This is a genomic window from Microlunatus spumicola (assembly GCF_039536445.1).
In the GTDB taxonomy this organism is placed as follows: domain Bacteria; phylum Actinomycetota; class Actinomycetes; order Propionibacteriales; family Propionibacteriaceae; genus Microlunatus; species Microlunatus spumicola.
The window spans coordinates 294870-312585 of the sequence record NZ_BAAAYR010000005.1 but is presented as its reverse complement, the minus strand read 5'-3'; the positions used below and the strand labels follow the sequence as shown (position 1 = coordinate 312585).

General features: G+C 73.1%; 19 protein-coding genes, 1 other RNA gene and 1 pseudogene. 14 read left to right on the top strand and 7 right to left on the bottom strand.

From position 1 onward, the window contains the following. Nucleotides 1–226: 226 nt before the first annotated feature. The 6 genes and pseudogenes from ABD665_RS19350 (at nt 227) to ABD665_RS19330 (ending at nt 5095) form a co-directional block, all read left to right on the top strand. Complete coding sequence (locus tag ABD665_RS19350; protein WP_344742797.1) at nt 227–1300, top strand: sulfate ABC transporter substrate-binding protein; 1074 nt, start codon at nt 227–229, stop codon at nt 1298–1300. Between the two features lie 4 nt (nt 1301–1304). After that, on the top strand, nt 1305–2183 hold the full coding sequence (cysT, locus tag ABD665_RS19345) for a sulfate ABC transporter permease subunit CysT (protein ID WP_344742795.1): 879 nt from the start codon (nt 1305–1307) through the stop codon (nt 2181–2183). Then, entirely contained in the window at nt 2176–3048 is an 873-nt protein-coding gene (locus ABD665_RS19340; protein ID WP_204911261.1) for a sulfate ABC transporter permease subunit, read from the top strand. Before cysT ends, ABD665_RS19340 begins: the two co-directional genes overlap by 8 nt. Nucleotides 3049–3055: 7 nt before the next feature. After that, complete coding sequence (locus ABD665_RS19335; RefSeq protein ID WP_204911260.1) at nt 3056–4069, top strand: TOBE-like domain-containing protein; 1014 nt, start codon at nt 3056–3058, stop codon at nt 4067–4069. A 46-nt stretch (nt 4070–4115) separates the two neighbouring features. Further along, a pseudogene (locus ABD665_RS21700) lies at nt 4116–4487 on the top strand (DUF2332 family protein); the annotation flags it as partial. A gap of 110 nt (nt 4488–4597) precedes the next feature. Continuing rightward, a complete protein-coding gene (locus ABD665_RS19330) occupies nt 4598–5095 on the top strand; it encodes a DUF2332 family protein (RefSeq protein ID WP_204911259.1) in 498 nt (165 codons plus the stop codon). Nucleotides 5096–5171: 76 nt separating this feature from the next. Here ABD665_RS19330 and ABD665_RS19325 read toward each other — a convergent pair whose 3' ends face one another. Continuing rightward, on the bottom strand, nt 5172–5345 hold the full coding sequence (locus ABD665_RS19325) for an SPOR domain-containing protein (RefSeq protein ID WP_204911258.1): 174 nt from the start codon (nt 5343–5345) through the stop codon (nt 5172–5174). A 100-nt stretch (nt 5346–5445) separates the two neighbouring features. Here ABD665_RS19325 and map point away from each other — a divergent pair, with 100 nt between their 5' ends. The 3 genes from map (at nt 5446) to rnpB (ending at nt 7807) form a co-directional block, all read left to right on the top strand. Continuing rightward, entirely contained in the window at nt 5446–6297 is an 852-nt protein-coding gene (gene map, locus ABD665_RS19320) for a type I methionyl aminopeptidase (RefSeq protein WP_204911257.1), read from the top strand. 79 nt (nt 6298–6376) lie between these two features. Next, nucleotides 6377–7225 carry an alpha/beta fold hydrolase gene (locus tag ABD665_RS19315; RefSeq protein ID WP_204911256.1) on the top strand — a complete coding sequence of 283 codons (849 nt, stop codon included), beginning with the start codon at nt 6377–6379 and terminating at the stop codon, nt 7223–7225. Nucleotides 7226–7396: 171 nt separating this feature from the next. Then, nucleotides 7397–7807: RNase P RNA component class A (rnpB, locus tag ABD665_RS19310), an RNA gene on the top strand. A 50-nt stretch (nt 7808–7857) separates the two neighbouring features. Here the strand turns inward: rnpB and ABD665_RS19305 are convergent. Then, nucleotides 7858–8556, bottom strand: a complete 699-nt coding sequence (locus tag ABD665_RS19305) for a GDSL-type esterase/lipase family protein (RefSeq protein WP_204911255.1) — start codon at nt 8554–8556, stop codon at nt 7858–7860. 174 nt (nt 8557–8730) lie between these two features. Between ABD665_RS19305 and aroQ the strand changes: the two genes are divergently transcribed. The 3 genes from aroQ (at nt 8731) to ABD665_RS19290 (ending at nt 10398) form a co-directional block, all read left to right on the top strand. After that, a complete protein-coding gene (gene aroQ, locus ABD665_RS19300) occupies nt 8731–9180 on the top strand; it encodes a type II 3-dehydroquinate dehydratase (RefSeq protein WP_204911254.1) in 450 nt (149 codons plus the stop codon). Nucleotides 9181–9264: 84 nt separating this feature from the next. Beyond that, nucleotides 9265–9504, top strand: coding sequence for a hypothetical protein (locus ABD665_RS19295; protein ID WP_204911253.1), 240 nt, complete (start codon nt 9265–9267; stop codon nt 9502–9504). Nucleotides 9505–9561: 57 nt separating this feature from the next. Next, nucleotides 9562–10398, top strand: a complete 837-nt coding sequence (locus ABD665_RS19290; protein WP_204911252.1) for a DNA-formamidopyrimidine glycosylase family protein — start codon at nt 9562–9564, stop codon at nt 10396–10398. A 185-nt stretch (nt 10399–10583) separates the two neighbouring features. Here the strand turns inward: ABD665_RS19290 and ABD665_RS19285 are convergent, their stop codons facing one another. The 3 genes from ABD665_RS19285 to ABD665_RS19275 all read right to left on the bottom strand — a co-directional run bounded on the left by ABD665_RS19285 (nt 10584) and on the right by ABD665_RS19275 (nt 13526). Continuing rightward, on the bottom strand, nt 10584–12041 hold the full coding sequence (locus ABD665_RS19285) for an RNB domain-containing ribonuclease (RefSeq protein ID WP_204911251.1): 1458 nt from the start codon (nt 12039–12041) through the stop codon (nt 10584–10586). Nucleotides 12042–12087: 46 nt separating this feature from the next. Beyond that, complete coding sequence (locus ABD665_RS19280) at nt 12088–12837, bottom strand: CT398-like coiled coil hairpin domain-containing protein (protein ID WP_204911250.1); 750 nt, start codon at nt 12835–12837, stop codon at nt 12088–12090. A gap of 110 nt (nt 12838–12947) precedes the next feature. After that, a complete protein-coding gene (locus tag ABD665_RS19275) occupies nt 12948–13526 on the bottom strand; it encodes a histidine phosphatase family protein (protein WP_204911249.1) in 579 nt (192 codons plus the stop codon). 174 nt (nt 13527–13700) lie between these two features. Here ABD665_RS19275 and ABD665_RS19270 point away from each other — a divergent pair, with 174 nt between their 5' ends. After that, nucleotides 13701–15317 (top strand): aminopeptidase P N-terminal domain-containing protein, encoded by a 1617-nt coding sequence (locus ABD665_RS19270; protein ID WP_204911248.1) that lies wholly within the window; start codon nt 13701–13703, stop codon nt 15315–15317. 7 nt (nt 15318–15324) lie between these two features. Further along, the gene (gene corA / locus ABD665_RS19265; RefSeq protein ID WP_204911247.1) at nt 15325–16431 is read left to right on the top strand and encodes a magnesium/cobalt transporter CorA; all 1107 of its coding nucleotides are present in this window, start codon (nt 15325–15327) and stop codon (nt 16429–16431) included. A gap of 91 nt (nt 16432–16522) precedes the next feature. On the opposite strand, the gene ABD665_RS19260 is transcribed toward corA, so the two are convergent. Together ABD665_RS19260 and ABD665_RS19255 are read right to left on the bottom strand one after the other, a co-directional pair. Then, the gene (locus ABD665_RS19260; RefSeq protein ID WP_204911246.1) at nt 16523–17029 is read right to left on the bottom strand and encodes a general stress protein; all 507 of its coding nucleotides are present in this window, start codon (nt 17027–17029) and stop codon (nt 16523–16525) included. Between the two features lie 98 nt (nt 17030–17127). Beyond that, entirely contained in the window at nt 17128–17682 is a 555-nt protein-coding gene (locus ABD665_RS19255) for a hypothetical protein (RefSeq protein ID WP_204911245.1), read from the bottom strand. Nucleotides 17683–17716: the final 34 nt, after the last annotated feature.

The following is a 17716-nucleotide window of genomic DNA, read 5'->3' as shown; positions in this document are numbered from 1 at the left end:
CTGAACGCCGACCCGTTCCGGGCCCTTCGACAAGCTCAAGGGGCGTGGCTCGGCCTTCGACAGGCTCAGGGGGCGTTCTCGGGTTCACGACGCCTCAGTGAGGCGTTCTCGGGCCCGTCGAACGTCTCAGCATGCGATCAGAAGTCTCACCGAACCGCAGTGAGCCTGCATTCTCTAGTCGACCGCTAGGCAAACTGCCGCGCCGCTCCAGAGAACAGGCTCCACCGTGACCGTCCCGCTCCTCCGCCGTCTGCACACCCGGGGCGTCGCCGCCGTCGCGACCGCTGCCGTGTCGTCCCTCCTGCTGGCCGGCTGCGTGGGCGGGTCCGCCACCGGCTCGGGCGACGCCGGCTCGGGCAGCTCCGGCGCGGGTGGCGCGGTGATCCACCTCGTCGGGTACTCGGTGCCCAAGGAGGCGAACGGCGCGATCGAGAAGAAGTTCCAGGCGAGCCCGGCGGGCCAGGGCGTCACGTTCGAGGAGGCGTACGGCCCCTCGGGCGACCAGAGCCGCGCGGTCGTGAACGGCCTCGCCGCCGACTACGTGAGCTTCTCCCTGGAGCCCGACGTGACCCGCCTGGTCAAGGCCGGCCTCGTCGACACCAGCTGGAACGCGGGGCCCACCAAGGGCATGGTCGCCGACTCGGTCGTCGTCATCGCCGTCCGCAAGGGCAACCCCAAGGGCATCAAGGGCTGGGACGACCTGATCAAGCCGGGCATCAAGATCATCACGCCGAACCCGGCCTCCTCGGGCTCCGCCCGCTGGAACACCCTCGCGGCCTACCAGCACACGATCTCCGACGGCGGCACGCCGGCGCAGGCGAAGGACTACCTCACCCAGTTCTTCAGCCACGTGCAGTCCCTGCCGGGCAGCGGCCGCGACGCGACGAACGCCTTCCTCGACGGCGACGCCGACGCGCTGATCAGCTACGAGAACGAGGCGATCCTGGCCCGCCAGTCGGGCGAGGACTTCGACTACGTCGTCCCCGACGAGACGGTGCTCATAGAGAACCCGGCCGCCGTCACGACCAAGGCCACCCCGAAGGCGAAGGACTACCTCGACTTCGTGCTGTCCGCGGACGGGCAGGCCGAGTTCGCCGCCAAGGGGTTCCGTCCCGTCGTCAAGGGCACCCCGACCGGCACGGTCGAGGGCGCCAACGACCCGGCCCAGCCCTTCCCCACGCCGGCCAAGCTGACCACGATCGCCGACCTCGGCGGCTGGGAGTCGGTCAACACGAAGTTCTTCGAGGACAAGACCGGGATCGTCCCCCAGGTCCAGCAGGCCACGGGCAAGAGCCAGTAGGACCGTGACGACCGCCGTCACCTCGGCGCTGGCGGGCACGGCGGCGTCCGAGGACTCCCCCTCGCCCGGCCGGGCCCCCTCTGGTCGGCGTCGCCGCAGCACGCTCACCCGCGCCTCCGGGCTCGGCCTGGGCGTGGCGATGCTGTGGTTCAGCCTCCTCGTGCTCATCCCGCTCGTGGCGGTCGTCGTCCAGGCGACCCGCGGCGGCTGGAGCGCCTACGCCGCCGCCCTCACCAGCCCGCAGACCGTCGCGGCGCTGCAGCTGACGGTCGGGCACGCGGTGCTGGTGACCGCGATCGACATCGTCACGGGCACGGCGATCGCGTGGGTGCTGGTCCGCGACTCCTTCGTCGGCAAGCGCGTCCTCGAGGTCGTCATCGACATCCCGTTCGCGCTGCCGACGATCGTCGCCGGGCTCGTGCTGCTCAGCCTCTACGGCGCGAACTCCCCGCTCGGCCTGCAGTGGGCCAACACCTCGCACGCGGTGACGCTGGCGTTCCTGTTCGTCACGCTGCCCTTCGTCGTCCGCACGGTCCAGCCGGTGCTGATGGAGATCGAGCCGGAGGTCGAGGAGGCGGCGGCGTCCCTCGGCGCGAGCCGCTTCACCGTGTTCCGGATGGTGATCCTGCCGAGCCTCGTGCCCGCCATCACCTCCGGCGCGGCCCTCGCCTTCGCGCGCGCCATCAGCGAGTACGGCTCCCTCGTCCTGCTGTCGGGCAACCTGCCCTACTCCACCGAGGTGGCCAGCGTCCGGATCCTGTCCTTCATCGAGGGCGACCAGCTGACCGCGGCTGCCGCGGTGGCGTCGCTGCTGCTCGTCGTCGCGCTCGTCGTGATCGTCGGGCTCGAGATCGTCTCCCGGCGGGTGGCGCGGCATGGCTGACCGGGCCGCCGTACCCGCCGCCACCGGCGGCACCCGCGTGCGTACGGTCCGCCGGCCGTCGCTGCTGCGCTGGCCCCTGCGGATCGCGGTGATCGTCTACCTCGCGCTGCTGGTGATCTGGCCGGTCGTCATCGTCGGCGTGAAGACCTTCGAGCGGGGCCTGTCCCCCGTGCTGGAGGCCCTCGGCCAGCCCGAGGTCCTCTTCGCCTTCGAGCTGACCGTCGCCAACGCCTTCTGGGCCGTGGTGATCAACACGATCTTCGGCGTCGGGATCTCGCTGCTGCTCGTCCGCTACGAGTTCCCGGGCCGCCGCGCGCTCTCGGCGCTGATCGACCTGCCCCTGTCCGTCTCGCCCGTCGTCGTCGGCCTCGCGCTGCTGCTCGTCTACTCCGGGCGTACCGGCTGGTTCGGGCCCACGCTGGAGTCGCTGGGGCTGCAGGTGATCTACGCGCAGCCCGGCATGATCATGGCCACCGCGTTCGTCAGCCTGCCGCTGGTCATCCGCGAGGTCGTCCCGGTGCTGCACGAGATCGGCACCGAGCAGGAGCAGGCGGCGAGCAGCCTCGGCGCCTCCGCGCTGCAGACGTTCCTGCGGATCACGCTGCCCGCCATCCGCTGGGCCCTGCTCTACGGCGTCGTCCTCAGCCTGGCCCGCTCGCTCGGCGAGTACGGGGCCGTCAAGGTGGTCTCGGGCGGCGTCGCCCTGCGGACCCAGACGGCCACGCTGCTCGTCGAGGAGCGCTACTCCCAGTTCGGGGCGGACAACGAGACGGCGGCGTACGCGGCCGCCTTCGTCCTGGCCCTCCTCGCCGTCATCGCGCTGGTCGTCGTGTCCAGCCTGCGTCCCCAGGAGCACGACAGGTGATCAAGAAGTGAGCATCAGGATCAGCGGCGTCAACAAGTCGTTCGGCGACTTCGCGGCGCTCACCGACATCGACCTCGACCTGCCGAGCGGCCAGCTGACCGCCCTGCTCGGTCCGAGCGGCGGCGGCAAGTCCACGCTGCTGCGGATCATCGCGGGCCTCGAGCTGGCCGACACCGGCTCCGTGGAGATCGAGGGCGTGGACGCTACCCGGCTGCCCGCCCGCAAGCGCAACGTCGGCTTCGTCTTCCAGCACTACGCCGCCTTCCGGCACATGAGCGTCGCCGACAACGTCGGCTTCGGGCTCAAGATCAGGAAGCGGCCCAAGGCCGAGGTGCGCGCCCGTACGCAGGAGATGCTCGAGCTCGTGCACCTCGCCCAGTTCGCCGACCGGCTGCCCGCCCAGCTGTCCGGCGGGCAGCGGCAGCGCATGGCGCTCGCCCGGGCCCTCGCGATCGAGCCGACCGTGCTGCTGCTCGACGAGCCCTTCGGGGCGCTCGACGCCAAGGTCCGCAAGGAGCTGCGCGACTGGCTGCGGCGCCTGCACGACGAGGTGCACGTGACGACCGTCTTCGTGACGCACGACCAGGAGGAGGCCCTCGAGGTCGCCGACCGGATCGTCGTGATCAACAACGGGCGGCTGGAGCAGGAGGGCACGCCCGACGAGCTCTACGACCACCCGGCCGGCGAGTTCGTGATGAGCTTCCTCGGCCCGGTGACGACGCTGCAGGGCCACCTCATCCGCCCGCACGACCTCGAGGTCGAGACGCACCCCTTCGGCGACGCCGTCGCCGGGCGGGTCGAGCGGCTCACGCGGGTGGGGTTCGAGGTGCGCCTCGAGGTCGCGGTCAGCGGGGAGCGGGCCCCGGTGCTGGTCACGCTGACCAGAGCGGACGCGGCCCGCAAGGACCTGGCCGAGGGCAGCAGCGTGTGGATCCTGCCGGTGCCGGGCGCCTCGCGCGTCGCGGTCAGCGGCCGGGTCCCGGTCGCCGCGGAACCCGAGCTGGCCGCGCCCGTCGCCTGACCCGGGCCCGGGCGCGGTCGGGCGGAGGCTTGGCTAGCGTGCCCTCATGACCGACCTCGCGTCCGTCGCCCGGCACTACCGCGGCTTCGCCGTGTCCACGCGCGGCCAGTCGGCGTGCTTCGAGGCGTGGTCCCGGGGCGTGGCCGACGACCCCGAGGTCCTCGGCTGGATCGCGACGCTCCCCCGCGGCAAGCAGCAGCCGGGCCTCGTCTTCGCCGCCGCGCGCTGGCACGGGGTCGCGGCACCCGGACCGTACGCGGGGCTGCGAGCGGCGCTGCTCGACGACGACGGGACGATCCGGCGGACGATCCTCGAGCGCCGCACGCAGACGAACGAGGTCGGGCGGCTGGCGACGCTGGTGCCCGCGCTGGCCCGGATCGCGGCGGAGGCCGGGCCGCTCGCCCTGCTCGAGCTCGGCACGAGCGCGGGCCTCTGCCTCTTCCCGGACCGTTACGACTACGCCTGGCCGCCGCTCGGCACGCTGGCGGGCAGCGGCGGGCCGACGCTCACCACGGCCACCGAAGGCCCGTGCCGGTGCCGACGGCCCCGCTCCCCGTCGCGTGGCGGGCCGGGGTCGACATCTCCCCGGTCGACGTGCGCGACGACGCAGCGGTCGCCTGGCTCGAGACGTGCGTGTGGCCCGAGCAGGAGGAGCGGCGCGAGCGCCTGCGGGCCGCGGTGGCGATCGCGCGGGCCGACCCGCCGCGGATCACGCAGGGCGACCTGCTCGAGCTGGTCGACGACCAGGTGGCGGAGGCGTCCGAGCATGGCTCGGTGGTGGTCTTCCACAGCGCCGTCGCGATGTACCTGGACCGCGCCGGCCGGGAGGCACTCGTGGAGCGGATGCTCGGGCTCGTCGCCGCGGGCCGCTGCCACTGGGTCAGCAACGAGCTCGGCGACGTCCTGCCCGGCGTCACCGCGAGCGCGACGGCGCCGCCGGACGACCGGCTGTCCTTCGTGCTCGGCGTCGACGGCCAGGCCGTCGCCCTCACCCACCAGCACGGCGCGGGCATCCGCTGGCTCTGAGGTGGGCGGTCAGGAACGATGCGGATCCGACCGCGTCTGCCCGGTCAGATCCGCATCGGTATCGGCGAGGTGCCGCTCAGTTGTCGTCCCACTTGTCGGCGGCCTCGTTGCGCTGCTGCACCGTCTCGAGCGCGTGCTCGGCGGCCTCGCGCGAGGGGTAGGGGCCGAGCCGGTCGGCCGCCTTGCCCGCCTTGTCGTCCTGGACCACCTGCTTGGTGCTGAGGTCGAACCACCAGTCGCCTTCGGCCATGTCGCCTCCGTGCCCGGGCAGCCCGTGCGCTGCCGATCGACGCTGACGCTACCGCCCGCGACCGGCCGGGTCCGCGCCGCCCGGACGTAGCATCGACGTCGTGCCGACCGCCCTCCAGCCCGCCCCGGTGTCGCCCGTCCGGAGCGTCCCGGCGTCCATCCCGAGGCCCGAGTACGTCGGGCGCCCCGGCCCCACCCGCTACGACGGCTCCGACGTGCAGACGCCCGAGACCATCGAGCGGATGCGGGTCGCCGGCCGGATCGCCGCGCAGGCGATGGCCGCGGCCGCCGCGGCGATCGCCCCCGGGGTGACCACCGACGCGCTCGACGCCGTCGCGCACGAGTTCATGCTCGACCACGGCGCCTACCCCTCGACCCTCGGCTACCGCGGCTTCCCGAAGTCCTGCTGCACCTCGGTGAACGAGGTCATCTGCCACGGCATCCCCGACGCGCGCCCCCTCGAGGACGGCGACCTCGTCAAGATCGACGTCACCGCGTACAAGGACGGCGTGCACGGCGACAACTGCGGCACCTACTTCTGCGGCGACGTCGACGAGGAGTCGAGGCTGCTCACCGAGCGCACGAAGGAGGCGCTGGACCGTGCGGTCAGGGCGGTCCGGCCCGGGCGCCAGGTGAACGTCCTCGGCCGCGTCGTGGAGACGTACGCCCGGCGCTTCGGCTACGGCGTGGTGAAGGACTACACGGGCCACGGCGTGCACACGGCGTTCCACTCCGGCCTCGTCATCCCGCACTACGACGAGCCGCGCTACGACACCGTCATCGAGCCCGGGATGACCTTCACCATCGAGCCGATGATCACGCTCGGCAGCGGCGACTCGTACATGTGGGACGACGACTGGACCGTGCTGACGGTCGACGGCAGCCGCTGCGCGCAGTTCGAGCACACCCTCGTCGTGACCGACACCGGCGCCGAGGTGCTGACCCTGCCCTGACGAGGGCGTTCACCTGCTGTTCAGGTGCTCGCCGCGACCCCGACGGGTCCGGTCGTGCGCAACCGGTCAGGATGGGCTCATGACCGACATCACGATCAAGAACGGCCTCCTGACCAGCATCACCCTCCACGTCGAGGACAGTGGCGGCCCCGGCCGCCCCGTCGTCCTCATCCACGGCTGGCCCCTCTCGGGCGACTCCTGGAGCGAGCAGACCGGCCCCCTCGCGGCCGCCGGCCACCGCGTCATCACGTACGACCGCCGCGGCTTCGGCAGCAGCGACAAGCCGAAGGGCCTGGGCACGTCGGGCTACGACTACGACACCCTCGCCGACGACCTGCACGGCCTGCTCACCGAGCTCGACCTGAACGACGTCACCCTGGTCGGCTTCTCGATGGGCGGCGGCGAGGTCGCGCGCTACGCGTCGAAGCACGGCAACGAGCGCGTCCGCAGCGTCGTCTTCGCCGGCGCCGTCCCGCCGTTCCTGCTGAAGTCCGACGACAACCCGGACGGCCCGCTGGACGAGGACACCGCGTCCGGCTTCGAGGCCGGGGTCAAGAACGACCGCGAGAAGTTCTTCGACCAGTTCATGACGCAGTTCTTCTCGGCCGACGGCGTGCTCACGGTCACCGAGGACCAGCGTCAGCAGGCGCTGGCGCTCGAGGCCCAGGCCGACCACCGCGCCGAGCTGGGGTGCCTGAACGCGTTCGGCACGACGGACTTCCGCGAGGACCTGAAGCACGTGACGGTGCCGACCCTGGTCATCCACGGCGACTCCGACGCGGTCGTCGCCTTCGAGGGCTCGGGCAAGAGGACCCACGAGGCGATCGCGGGCTCCGAACTCGTCGTCGTCGAGGGCGGCCCGCACGGCTTCAACGTGAGCCACGCCGGCGAGCTCAACGAGGCGCTGATCGCCTTCCTCGCCAAGTAGCCCTCGGCTCCGCCTCTGCCGACCACTGGTCACTTCGTCACCCGCGTACGTCGTCGTGGTGCCGCGAAGTGACCAGTGGTCGACGTCGCGTCAGGGGGAGGACGCGGTGCGGGGCTGGGCTGGGCTGGGTGGACAAGAGTGGGAGCGTCCGGCGGTAGCCTTGGGCCGGGACGAGTCGGTCAGGCGGTCGCGGCGTACGGGTTCTCGCGAACCTGTGCGTCGAGGAAAGTCCGGACTCCGAAGAGCACGGTGGTGGGTAACGCCCACCCGGGGTGACCCGCGGGACAGTGCCACAGAAAGCAGACCGCCCGCACCGCCTCGGCGGCGCGGGTAAGGGTGAAACGGTGGTGCAAGAGACCACCAGCACCCCTGGTGACGGGGGTGGCTAGGCAAACCCCACCGGGAGCAAGACCAAGAAGGCGCCCTCCTGCAGAGGAGGACGCCGCGGGAGCGTTCGAGGGCTGCTCGCCCGAGCTCCCGGGTAGGTCGCACCAGGCCGCTGGCAACAGCGGTCGCAGATGGATGATCGCCCTCTCCGCCTCGGCGGGGGGACAGAATCCGGCTTATCGACCGACTCGTCCCCCTGCCCGCACCGGCGCCTCGGCCGGCAACCCTGCTAGCAATCGCGTACGTCAGCGCGGTGGTCGGACGACGCTCAGGGCCTGCACGTCGCGGACGAAGAGCGTCGCGATCCGCGCGTAGCCCAGGTTGTTCGGGTGCCCCTTCTCCGGGTTGACCATCGTCGCCGCGTCCCCCGCGACGAACCACTGCTCCGCCCACGGGTTGATGAGCTGCAGGGAGTGCGCGGTGGCGTAGGCGGTCAGGACCCGGTTCACCTTGACCCGGTTGGCCCCGATCGTGGCGTACGGCGTGACCGGGCCCATGAGCAGGATCTGCGCCCTCGGGTAGCGACGGTGGACCGTGCGGACCGTGAGGTCGACCGCCTTCGCGATGTCGGCCTCCGGTGCCTTCTCGTCGTTCGACCCGCCCTGCAGGACGACGAGGTCGTACCCGTCCGCGGGGTGCCGCCAGAGCCGCTGGGGGTAGGTGCCCTGCTGCTTGAGGCCGGGGTTCAGGTAGCCGGTCGAGCCGATGCCGTCCCGCGTCAGGCGCCAGCCGAGGGGGCCCGCGATCTGGAAGGCGAAGCCCCCGCTCAGGGGCGTCGCGCCCCAGCCCTCCGTGTACGAGTCCCCCATCAGCAGGACCTGGGGCTGGACCGGCAGGTCGAGCAGCGCGGGTGCCGGAGGAGGCACCACCGGCGGGGCCGCCCACGCGGCCTCCCGTCCGGCGGTCGTCCAGCCGGCGAGCGTCACGAGCAACGCCAGCAGCACCGCCGTCCCCCGTGCTCGAGACGTGCGTGGTCCTGAGATCCCCCGATCCATGGCGTCAGCATGGGCAGGCCGCGCCCGGCCCGCAGGCCGTCCGGCCCCCTGTCACCCGTGGGGGTGACGACCACCGGCGCCGCGTCCGGGCCGGGCGCCGGACGGGGTCGATACCGTGGGCGCGTGCCCCGGCTGCTGCTCCTGAACGGACCCAACCTCAACCTGCTCGGCACGCGCGAGCCGGAGGTCTACGGTTCGGCGACGCTGCAGGACGTGGAGGACCTCGCCCGCACGACCGCGGAGTCGCTCGGGCTCGAGCTGCGCGCCGTCCAGAGCAACTCCGAGGGGGCCCTCGTCGACGCCGTACAAGCGGCCCGCGAGGACTGCGACGGCGTCGTGGTGAACGCCGGCGCGTACACCCACACGTCGATCGCCCTGCGCGACGCGTTCGCGTCGGTGGCGCTGCCGTTCGTGGAGGTGCACGTCAGCAACGTGCACGCCCGGGAGGAGTTCCGTCACCACTCCTACCTCGCCGCGCTCGCCAGCGCCGTCATCGTCGGCGCGGGCGTCCAGGGCTACGTCTTCGCCGTGCAGCGGCTGGCCTCGGTGCTCGCGGAGGCGGACACCCGCTAGCCGCGCGACACCCCCGAAGCAGTCCATCGGGGCCCACCCGTCACATCGGCCCCGACGCGGCGCAGACGGTCCTACCGTGGACGCATGGCCTACCTCGTCGCGCTGCTGCGGCCGCGACGACCGGGCTGGCCCACGGTCCTGGTCCTGGCGGGCACCGCCCTCGTCTGCCTGTCCCTGGCGCTGGCCGCGGTCCCCGTCGTCCCGCTCGCGGTGACCACCGTCGGCGCGCTGCTGGGCGGGACCTCCTTCGTGCTCGGCGTCTCCGCCAGCGTCTCGGCGTTCTTCGAGCGGGACGCGTACGCGGACTCCGACTTCTACCGCTGACGCCCGCCGCTCGTCGCCCGCGGTGAGCGGGTTCGGCGCTCGGGCACACTGGCCCGCGTGCCCGAGCTTCCCGAGGTCGAGAGCGCCCGCGCGACCATCCAGGCCGCGGCGCTCGACCGCCGCATCGCCGACGTCGACGACAGCGACACCTACGAGTGCCGCCCGCACCCGCCGGGCGAGATCCGCGACGCGCTGGTCGGGCGTTCCATCACCGCGGCGCACCGCCAGGGCAAGAGCATGTGGTGCGACACCTCCGGCGTCGGCCGCTCCCGCACGCCCGGGCCGACCCTCGGGCTGCACCTGGGGATGAGCGGGCGGATCCTCGTGACCGACGCCGACGGCGCGCTCTACGAGGGCGGCGACTGGCAGGGCGGGCGTTACGGCCAGGGCGGCGAGCAGCCGGACCGCAAGCCGGTGTGGGACCGGTTCACGATCACGTTCGCCGACGGCGGCACGCTGCGGCTGTTCGACAAGCGGCGGCTCGGCCGCGTCCGCCTCGACCCCGACCTCAGCAAGCTCGGACCCGACGCCGAGGAGGTCTCCGCCGACGACCTCGCCACCCGGCTCGGCCGCAGCAAGGCCCCGGTCAAGGCGCGCCTGCTCGACCAGTCCGTCGTCGCCGGCGTCGGGAACCTCCTCGCCGACCAGACCCTGTGGGAGGCCGAGATCTCCCCGCAGCGACCGGCCGACGACCTCAGCCCCGCCGAGCTGGACCGCCTCCACGACGCCCTGCACCACGCGACCAAGGACGCCATCGCCAACGGCGGCGTCCACACCGGCGAGATCATCGCGTTCCGCGCCGCCGGCGCCCGCTGCCCCCGCTGCGGCACGGAAATGACCCGCGCCACCGTCGGCGGCCGCACCACCTGGTGGTGCCCCAAGGAGCAGACCTAGCCCACCCCGTACGCCCGCACTCCGGGAGGTCCCGCGAGTCCCAGGACTTTCACGTTTACGTGAAAGACCGGTACTGGGAACAGCAGATCTGCCGTGGTGAGTACCGGACTTTCACGTTTACGTGAAAGTCCTGGGACGCGAGGGACGAGCCGACCCAGCCCCAGCGAGGCCCGACCGAGCAGCGCTCAGGCGGGTTCGAAGGTGACGCGGCCCTGCTCGGGGTCGGCCTCGGTGAGGCGGACCTGGATCTCGTGGCCGAGCGGGAGGGCGTCGCCCATCACGCGGGCCTCGACGGCGGGTTGCTGGACGACGACGGTGCCGCGGTGGTGCTCGGCGTCGACCTCGACGACGGTCGCCGTGAACGTCTCCCCCACCCGGTGCTGCAGGACGCACGCCTCGACCCAGTCGACGACGGCGCGCTCGTAGCGGTGCGCGGCCTGGTCGGCGCGGGCCATCTCGGCGGGCAGGCCGGGCAGCGCCTCGCGCACCCATTCGGGGACGGGCGTACCCGCGCAGAGCGCGAGGCAGACCTCGCCGGCGTAGCGGTCGACGAGGCGGCGCAGCGGCGCCGTAACGTGGCTGTAGTCGCTCGCCAGCGCGGCGTGCTCCGGGTCCTCGGGGACGCTGCCGTCGAACGCGGCGTAGCCCGCCCCCCGGAACAGCACGGTGCAGGCGTCGAGCATCGCCGCGTCGGCGGGACGCGAGGGATCGAGGCTGCGGACGAGCTCGGGGTAGTCGAGCTCCGCCGGCCACCGGATGCCGAGGGCGCGGGCGACCGCACGCAGGCGGCGCAGCGACGCGCTCGTGGCGGGCGGCATCGTCCGGACGATGCCGACGCGCGCGTAGATCATCAGGTGCGCGGCCGCCATACCGGTGAGCAGCGAGACCTGCGCGTTCCAGCCCTCAACGGGCAGCAGCGCGCGGTAGGTCAGGGCAAAGCTGCCGTCGGCCGCCGGGACGACCTCCTGCTCAGGGATCTGCAGGCTCACGCCGCCGCGCTCGCGCTCGCGCTGCTCCCGCAGCGGGCCGACCTGCGCGAGCAGGGCGAGCGTCGGACGCGTTCCGTCGGGTCCCGGGTGGTCGATGTCGTCCTGCGCCTGCTCGTACGTCAGCTGCTCGCGGCTGCGGACCCGGGCCCGCACGACCTCGGCGTCCGTCGTGGCCCCGCTGGCGTCGAGCTGGACGGTCCACAGCAGGGCGGGCCGCTCCTGGCCGGGCAGCAGGCTCGCCGCCCCCTCGGAGAGCACGGGCGGGTGCAGGGGGCTCCGGCTGTCGGGGCCGTAGAACGTCTCGCCGCGGCGGTGGGCCTCACGGTCGACCGGGTCACCGGCGGTGACGAACGCGGCGACGTCGGCGATCGCGTACGAGACGGTGAAGCCGCCGTCGGGCCGGGCGGCGATGTGCAGCGCCTGGTCGAGGTCCTTGGACCCGGGCGGGTCGATGGTGACCAGCTCGAGGTCGGTGCGGTCCAGCCCGGGGAGCCGGGGCGCGGCCGCGGCGCGCTCGGCGGCGGCGAGGACCTCCGGCGGGAACGCCTCGGGCACCTCGAGCTCCGCGCGGATGTGCTCCAGCCCGCGCGTGACGCCGGCCGTCTCCGGCGCCTGCAGTACGGCCTTCGGCAGGCCGATCCGGGTGGCGGTCATCGCCGCCCGCCCCGACCCCCGCGACGGCCGGCCCGACGGGCCGGCCTCACAGACCCGACTCGGCCGTGCGGACGAGGATGCGCCCGCACTCCTCGCAGCGCAGCACCTCCTCCGCCGCGGCGGACGCGTAGTCCCGCAGCTCGTTGGCGTTCACCTCGAGCTGGCAGCCGGTGCAGCGGCGCTGCTTGAGCTCCGCGGCGCCGACCCCGCCCTTGCTGGCGGCGATCTTCGTGTAGAGGGTGAGCAGGTCCGCCGGCACCTCCGGCAGCAGCCGGTCGCGCTCGGTGCGCTGGTAGCCCGCCTCGTTGGTGAGCTTCTGCACGGCGGCGTCGCGCGCCGCGGTCGCCTCGCTGATCTGGGCGGCCAGACCGTCGACGCGCTCCTGGAGGACGTCCCGCGCGGCCTGCGCCTGCTCCAGCGCCTCCATCGACTCCAGCTCGAGGTCCTCGAGGTCGCCGATCCGGCGGCGCAGGTGCGCGACCTCCTCGACCATCGAGCCGAGCGACTTGGCGTCCACGGTGCCGTCGGCGATGCGCTTCTCGTTGCGCGTCAGCCGCTGGCGGACGGGCTCGAGGTCCGCCTCCGCCCGTTCCGTGTCGAGCTCGAGGTCGGACACGCGGGTCTGCGCCCCGACCAGGTCGGAGGACACGTCGGCCGACTCGGCGAGCAGCCGGTCGAGCACGGCCTGCTCGGGCAACGTACGGCGGCGCTGCGCCAGCTGGGCCAGCGCGGAGTCGACCGCCTGCAGGTCGAGCAGCCGCAGCTGCGCGGTGACGTCGGCTCTGATCGCACTCACCCTCTCCCGGGACCCCGCTCGACGGCGGGAAACCCCTCGGACACCGTCGGCGTCCAGCAGCCCAGCCTACTGAGGGCGGTGGCGCCCGGTGCCCGTGCCCGTCGACCCGGCTAGCGGGGCGGCGCGTTCCACTGGTCGAGCGAGCCCCGGCCCTTGGCCTGGCCGAGGATCGAGACGGTGCTGGTGTCCAGCGGGAAGCGGTCGCCCACGGACAGGTCGAGCCCGAGCCAGCAGAGCATCAGCGCGCGGAGCGCGTGCCCGTGGCTGAACACGACGGCCTGCTCGACGCCGCTCGCCCGTACGCGCTCGATCACCCGGGTCAGCCGCTCGCGGACCTGCTCGGCGCTCTCGCCCCCGGCGGGGGTGCGCGTGAAGACGGTCCAGCCCGGGTCCTGCTCGTGGATCTGGGCGCTGGTCCGGCCCTCGTAGTCGCCGTAGAACCACTCGACGAGGTCCTCGTCGACCTCCGGGGCGTGCGGTCCCACGAAGCCCGCCAGCTCGGCGGTGATCTGCGCGCGGTGCCGCGGGCTGGTGAGCACCAGCCCGAAGGACTCGGGTTCGAGGTGGCCGTAGAGCTTCAGCGCCTGCTCGCGGCCGCGGTCGGTCAGCGGGAGGTCGGTGACCGAGGTGTGCCGGCCGTCGCGGCTCCACTCGGTCTCGCCGTGCCGGACGAGGAAGAGCCTGGTCATGGCGGTCAACCTAGTGGACCTCGGCGCCGCCCCCAGGGGACGTGGACGCCCCCGGGCCGCCGTCCGTACGGACCCATAGCCGGGCTTTCCGAACCCGTCGCCTCCAGGTCACCGGGGCGTTGCCTCGCGGTGCGACAATGCCCAGCGGATCACGGACGAGAGGGAGGCGCGCAGATGAGCGACGCGAGCGGCACGGACGACGCGGTCGAGACGGTCGACACGGTGGTGACGAGCGAGGAGCCGCCGAAGCCCTCGAACCGGGCGGTGCCCTTCTCCGACGCGTTCAAGGCCTTCATCTCCCAGGGCTGGGCGCCCTACCCGAGCACGCTCCCCGAGCCGCTGCCCGCGACCGCCTGGACGGCCGCCCGCCGCGAGGCGCTCGGCGCGCTGTTCCCCGGCGAGCGGCTGGTGATCGGCGCGGGCGGGCTCGAGGTCCGTTCAAACGACACCGACTACCGCTTCCGCCCGCACTCGGCCTTCGCGCACCTCACCGGCCTGGGGACCGACCAGGAGCCGGACGCCGTGCTCGTGCTCGAGCCGACGGACCCGCCGGAGGGCAGCAGCCACGACGCCACGCTCTACTTCCGCCCGCGGGCCCCGCGGGACTCCTCGGAGTTCTACGCCGACGCGCGCTACGGCGAGATGTGGGTGGGCAAGCGGCCGTCGCTGGACGAGATGGCCGCGCTCACCGGCCTCCGGACGGCGCCGGTCGACGAGCTGGCCGAGCACCTGCGCAAGGACGCCGACACCGTCCGGGTGCGCGCCAACCGCGAGGACCTGGCCGCCGACGTGCAGGCCGTGCTCGCCGAGGTGGCACCGCTGGACACGGTGTCGGACGGCTCTCTGTCGGACGGCTCGGAGGCCGTCGACCGCGACGGCGGGCTGATGACGGCGCTGAGCGAGCTGCGCCTGGTCAAGGACGCCTTCGAGGCCGACCAGATGCGGGAGGCCTGCGCGCTGACCGCCGAGGGCTTCGAGGCCGTCGTCGCCGACCTGCCCCGGGCGGTGGCCGCCGGTCGGGGCGAGCGCTGGGTCGAGGGCGTCTTCGGCCTGCAGGCCCGCCACGCGGGCAACGCCGTCGGCTACGACACGATCGCGGCCGCCGGCGACCACGCCTGCACCCTGCACTGGATCCGCAACGACGGCGACCTGCGGCTCGGCGACCTGCTGCTGCTGGACGCGGGCGTCGAGGTCGACAGCCTCTACACCGCCGACGTCACGCGCACGCTGCCCGTGTCGGGGACCTACTCCGAGGCCCAGCGGCGGGTGTACGAGGCGGTGCTCGCGGCCCAGGAGGCCGGGATCGCCGCCGCGCAGCCGGGCGCCTCGTTCGCCGACGTGCACCGCGCCTCGATCCGGGTCGTGGCCGAGCACCTCGACGCCTGGGGACTGCTGCCCGTGCCGCTCGAGGACGCGCTGTCGGAGGACGGCGGGCAGCACCGGCGCTGGATGCCCCACGGCACCTCGCACCACCTCGGCATCGACGTGCACGACTGCGCCCAGGCCCGCCGCGAGAACTACCGCGAGGGCACGCTCGCCCCCGGCATGGTGATCACGGTCGAGCCGGGGATCTACTTCAAGTCCGACGACGAGCTCGTGCCCGCCGAGCTGCGCGGCATCGGCGTCCGGATCGAGGACGACATCCTCATCACCGAGGACGGCAACGAGAACCTGTCCGCCGCCCTCCCCCGCAGCGCCGACGAGGTCGAGGCCTGGATGGCCGACGTCTGGGCGCGCGAGGTCGCGGGCACCACCGCCGGCGGGACGACGGACGGGACGACCGGGCGGTGACCGCGCGATGACGACGGTCCCCCAGCGCCGGCACCTGCCCGGCATCACGTCGCTGACCGCGCTGCCGGGCCTCAGCCGCCGCGCGCCGGAGCGCAAGCGCGTCCCCCTGGTCGAGGAGGAGGCGAGCTCGATCGTCGCCTGGGCCTGGTACGTCGACGGCGTACGCCGGCCCGCCGGGAGCCTCACGCAGGCCGCGCGGAACGCGCAGGAGGGCGAGGGCTTCGTCTGGCTCGGGCTCAAGGACCCGGGCAACGACGACCTGGAGGCCCTGTCCTCGCAGTTCGCGCTGCACCCGCTCGCGATCGAGGACGCCGTCAACGGCCACGACCGGTCCAAGCTCGAGACGTTCGGGGACGACCTCTTCATGGTCGTCTCGACGGTCGCGTACGTGGACCACGACGAGATGACCGAGAACTCCGAGGTCGTCACCACCGGACAGGTGATGATCTTCCTCGGCGACCACTTCGTGATCACGGTGCGCCGCGGCGAGCACGCCCAGCTGAGCGCGCTGCGGCGGTCGCTGGAGGCGGACCCGGAGCGGCTGTCCCGCGGCCCGTCCGAGGTCCTCTACGCGATCACCGACAAGATCATCGACGACTACATGGCGGTCGTCGACGAGATCGAGACCGACGTGGACGAGGTCGAGAGCGCGGTGTTCGCGCGCGGCGGCTCGCACGAGGTCGACCGCGTCTACCAGCTCAAGCGCGAGCTGATCGAGTTCAAGCGGTGCGTGCTGCCGCTCGGCGCCCCGCTGATGCGGCTCGCGACCCGCGAGCTGCCCGTGGTGCCGCCGCAGACCCGGGCCTACTTCCGCGAGCTGGCCGACCACCACACGCAGGTGCGCGAGGCGGTCGCGTCCTTCGACGAGGTGCTGAGCTCGATCCTGCAGGCCGGGCTCGCGCGTGCGTCGGTCGCCGACAACGAGGACATGCGCAAGATCTCGGCGTGGGTGGCGATCATCGCCGTCCCGACGATGGCGGCCGGCATCTACGGCATGAACTTCGACAACATGCCCGAGCTGCACTGGCACTACGGCTACTACATGTTCCTCGGCCTGATCGCCGTGATCATGGTCGCGCTGTACGCCGGGTTCAAACGGAACCGCTGGCTGTAGGAACGACCGCGAGCGGTACGCCTTCCCGGTCCGGGGTCGTCCGGGACCGGGATGGCGTACCGCTCGTGGTGGTCGGGTACCGCTCGAGCGCCTACTCGAACGCGGCGGCGCGGGCGCCCGGCAGCTTGAGCAGCATCTCGCGGGCCTGGGCGGCGACCTTGTGCTCGCAGAGGACCTCGTACTTGGTCGCCACGGTCTGCGTGACCGAGGTGAAGTCGCGGCGGCCGCGGCTCAGGGCGTAGCCGAGGGCGGCGAAGCCGACGCCCAGGACGATGCCGATGCCCAGCGCGACGAGGAAGAGCGGCAGGAAGCTGCCCGACTGCGGCAGGAAGATCAGCAGGACCAGGGCCACGAGCAGACCGGTCGACAGGCCGGACTGCACGCCCTGCGCGACGACGGTGCTCCACGTCCGACGCCCGAGCACGCGCTCCACCGACTTGAGGTCGGTGCCGACGATGGCGAGGTTCTGCACCTCGAACTTCTCGTCGGAGAGGTAGTCGACGGCGCGCTGCGCCTCGTCGTAGGTGTTGTAGATCCCGACCGACTGGGGGAACTGGAGCTCGAAGAGCGAGCTGGGCTGGGGACGCGCGAACGACATGGCGGGGTTCTCCTCGGGATCGAGAGCCCAAATCTAGCGGGCGCGCCTGTCCGTCTCCCAGGTGTCTCCTGTGCGCGCCCGGTGCGCCGGCCGCCGGATCAGCGGGTGGCGACCGCGGCGAGCGCGAGCGCGGCGGCGTCCTCGGCCACCGCACCCGGCCAGTCACGACCGAACGCCTTCGACGCCCACCCCCGCCACGCGTGCCCCAGGAACGCGGACGCCAGGCTCGCGACCACGGCGACCGGGACGGCCACGTACGCCGTGGTCGGCACCACGGGCGCCCGGACCTCGGGCGGCTGCGAGGCCTCCGCCGGACCCTGCTCGTACGCCGTCGGCCCACGCCTGGCGCGCCCGTCGACGTCAGCGGCCCGGCTGGCCAGGAGCGCGGTGAGCGCCGCGAGGCCGAGGCGGGAGGCGAGCACGGGCGGTGCGAGGCGGCTCGGGACCGCCGGCAGCTTGTCGCCCACCAGCTCGCCCGCGGCCAGCAGCCCGACGAGGCCCTTCACGCGCAGCCGGCCGAGGGCCTGCTCGGGCTGCCGCGTCGCGAGGGACGGCGTCGCGAGCACCTGCGCGGCCAGCCCGGTGAACGATCGTGAGCCCGTCGCCAGACCGAGGAGCGCGGCCCGGGCGACGGTCGGCAGCTGGAGCGTCATGGCCCCTGTTCTACCCCGCACCCGTCGACGCGGC

Coding starts and splice junctions, on each gene's coding strand:
- ABD665_RS19340 (WP_204911261.1), top strand. CDS start 2,176: ATGGCTGACCGGGCCGCCGTACCCGCCGCCACCGGCGGCACCCGCGTG.
- ABD665_RS19325 (WP_204911258.1), bottom strand. CDS start 5,345: ATGGCCGAAGGCGACTGGTGGTTCGACCTCAGCACCAAGCAGGTGGTC.
- ABD665_RS19315 (WP_204911256.1), top strand. CDS start 6,377: ATGACCGACATCACGATCAAGAACGGCCTCCTGACCAGCATCACCCTC.
- ABD665_RS19295 (WP_204911253.1), top strand. CDS start 9,265: ATGGCCTACCTCGTCGCGCTGCTGCGGCCGCGACGACCGGGCTGGCCC.
- ABD665_RS19285 (WP_204911251.1), bottom strand. CDS start 12,041: ATGACCGCCACCCGGATCGGCCTGCCGAAGGCCGTACTGCAGGCGCCG.
- ABD665_RS19275 (WP_204911249.1), bottom strand. CDS start 13,526: ATGACCAGGCTCTTCCTCGTCCGGCACGGCGAGACCGAGTGGAGCCGC.
- ABD665_RS19270 (WP_204911248.1), top strand. CDS start 13,701: ATGAGCGACGCGAGCGGCACGGACGACGCGGTCGAGACGGTCGACACG.
- corA (WP_204911247.1), top strand. CDS start 15,325: ATGACGACGGTCCCCCAGCGCCGGCACCTGCCCGGCATCACGTCGCTG.
- ABD665_RS19260 (WP_204911246.1), bottom strand. CDS start 17,029: ATGTCGTTCGCGCGTCCCCAGCCCAGCTCGCTCTTCGAGCTCCAGTTC.
- ABD665_RS19255 (WP_204911245.1), bottom strand. CDS start 17,682: ATGACGCTCCAGCTGCCGACCGTCGCCCGGGCCGCGCTCCTCGGTCTG.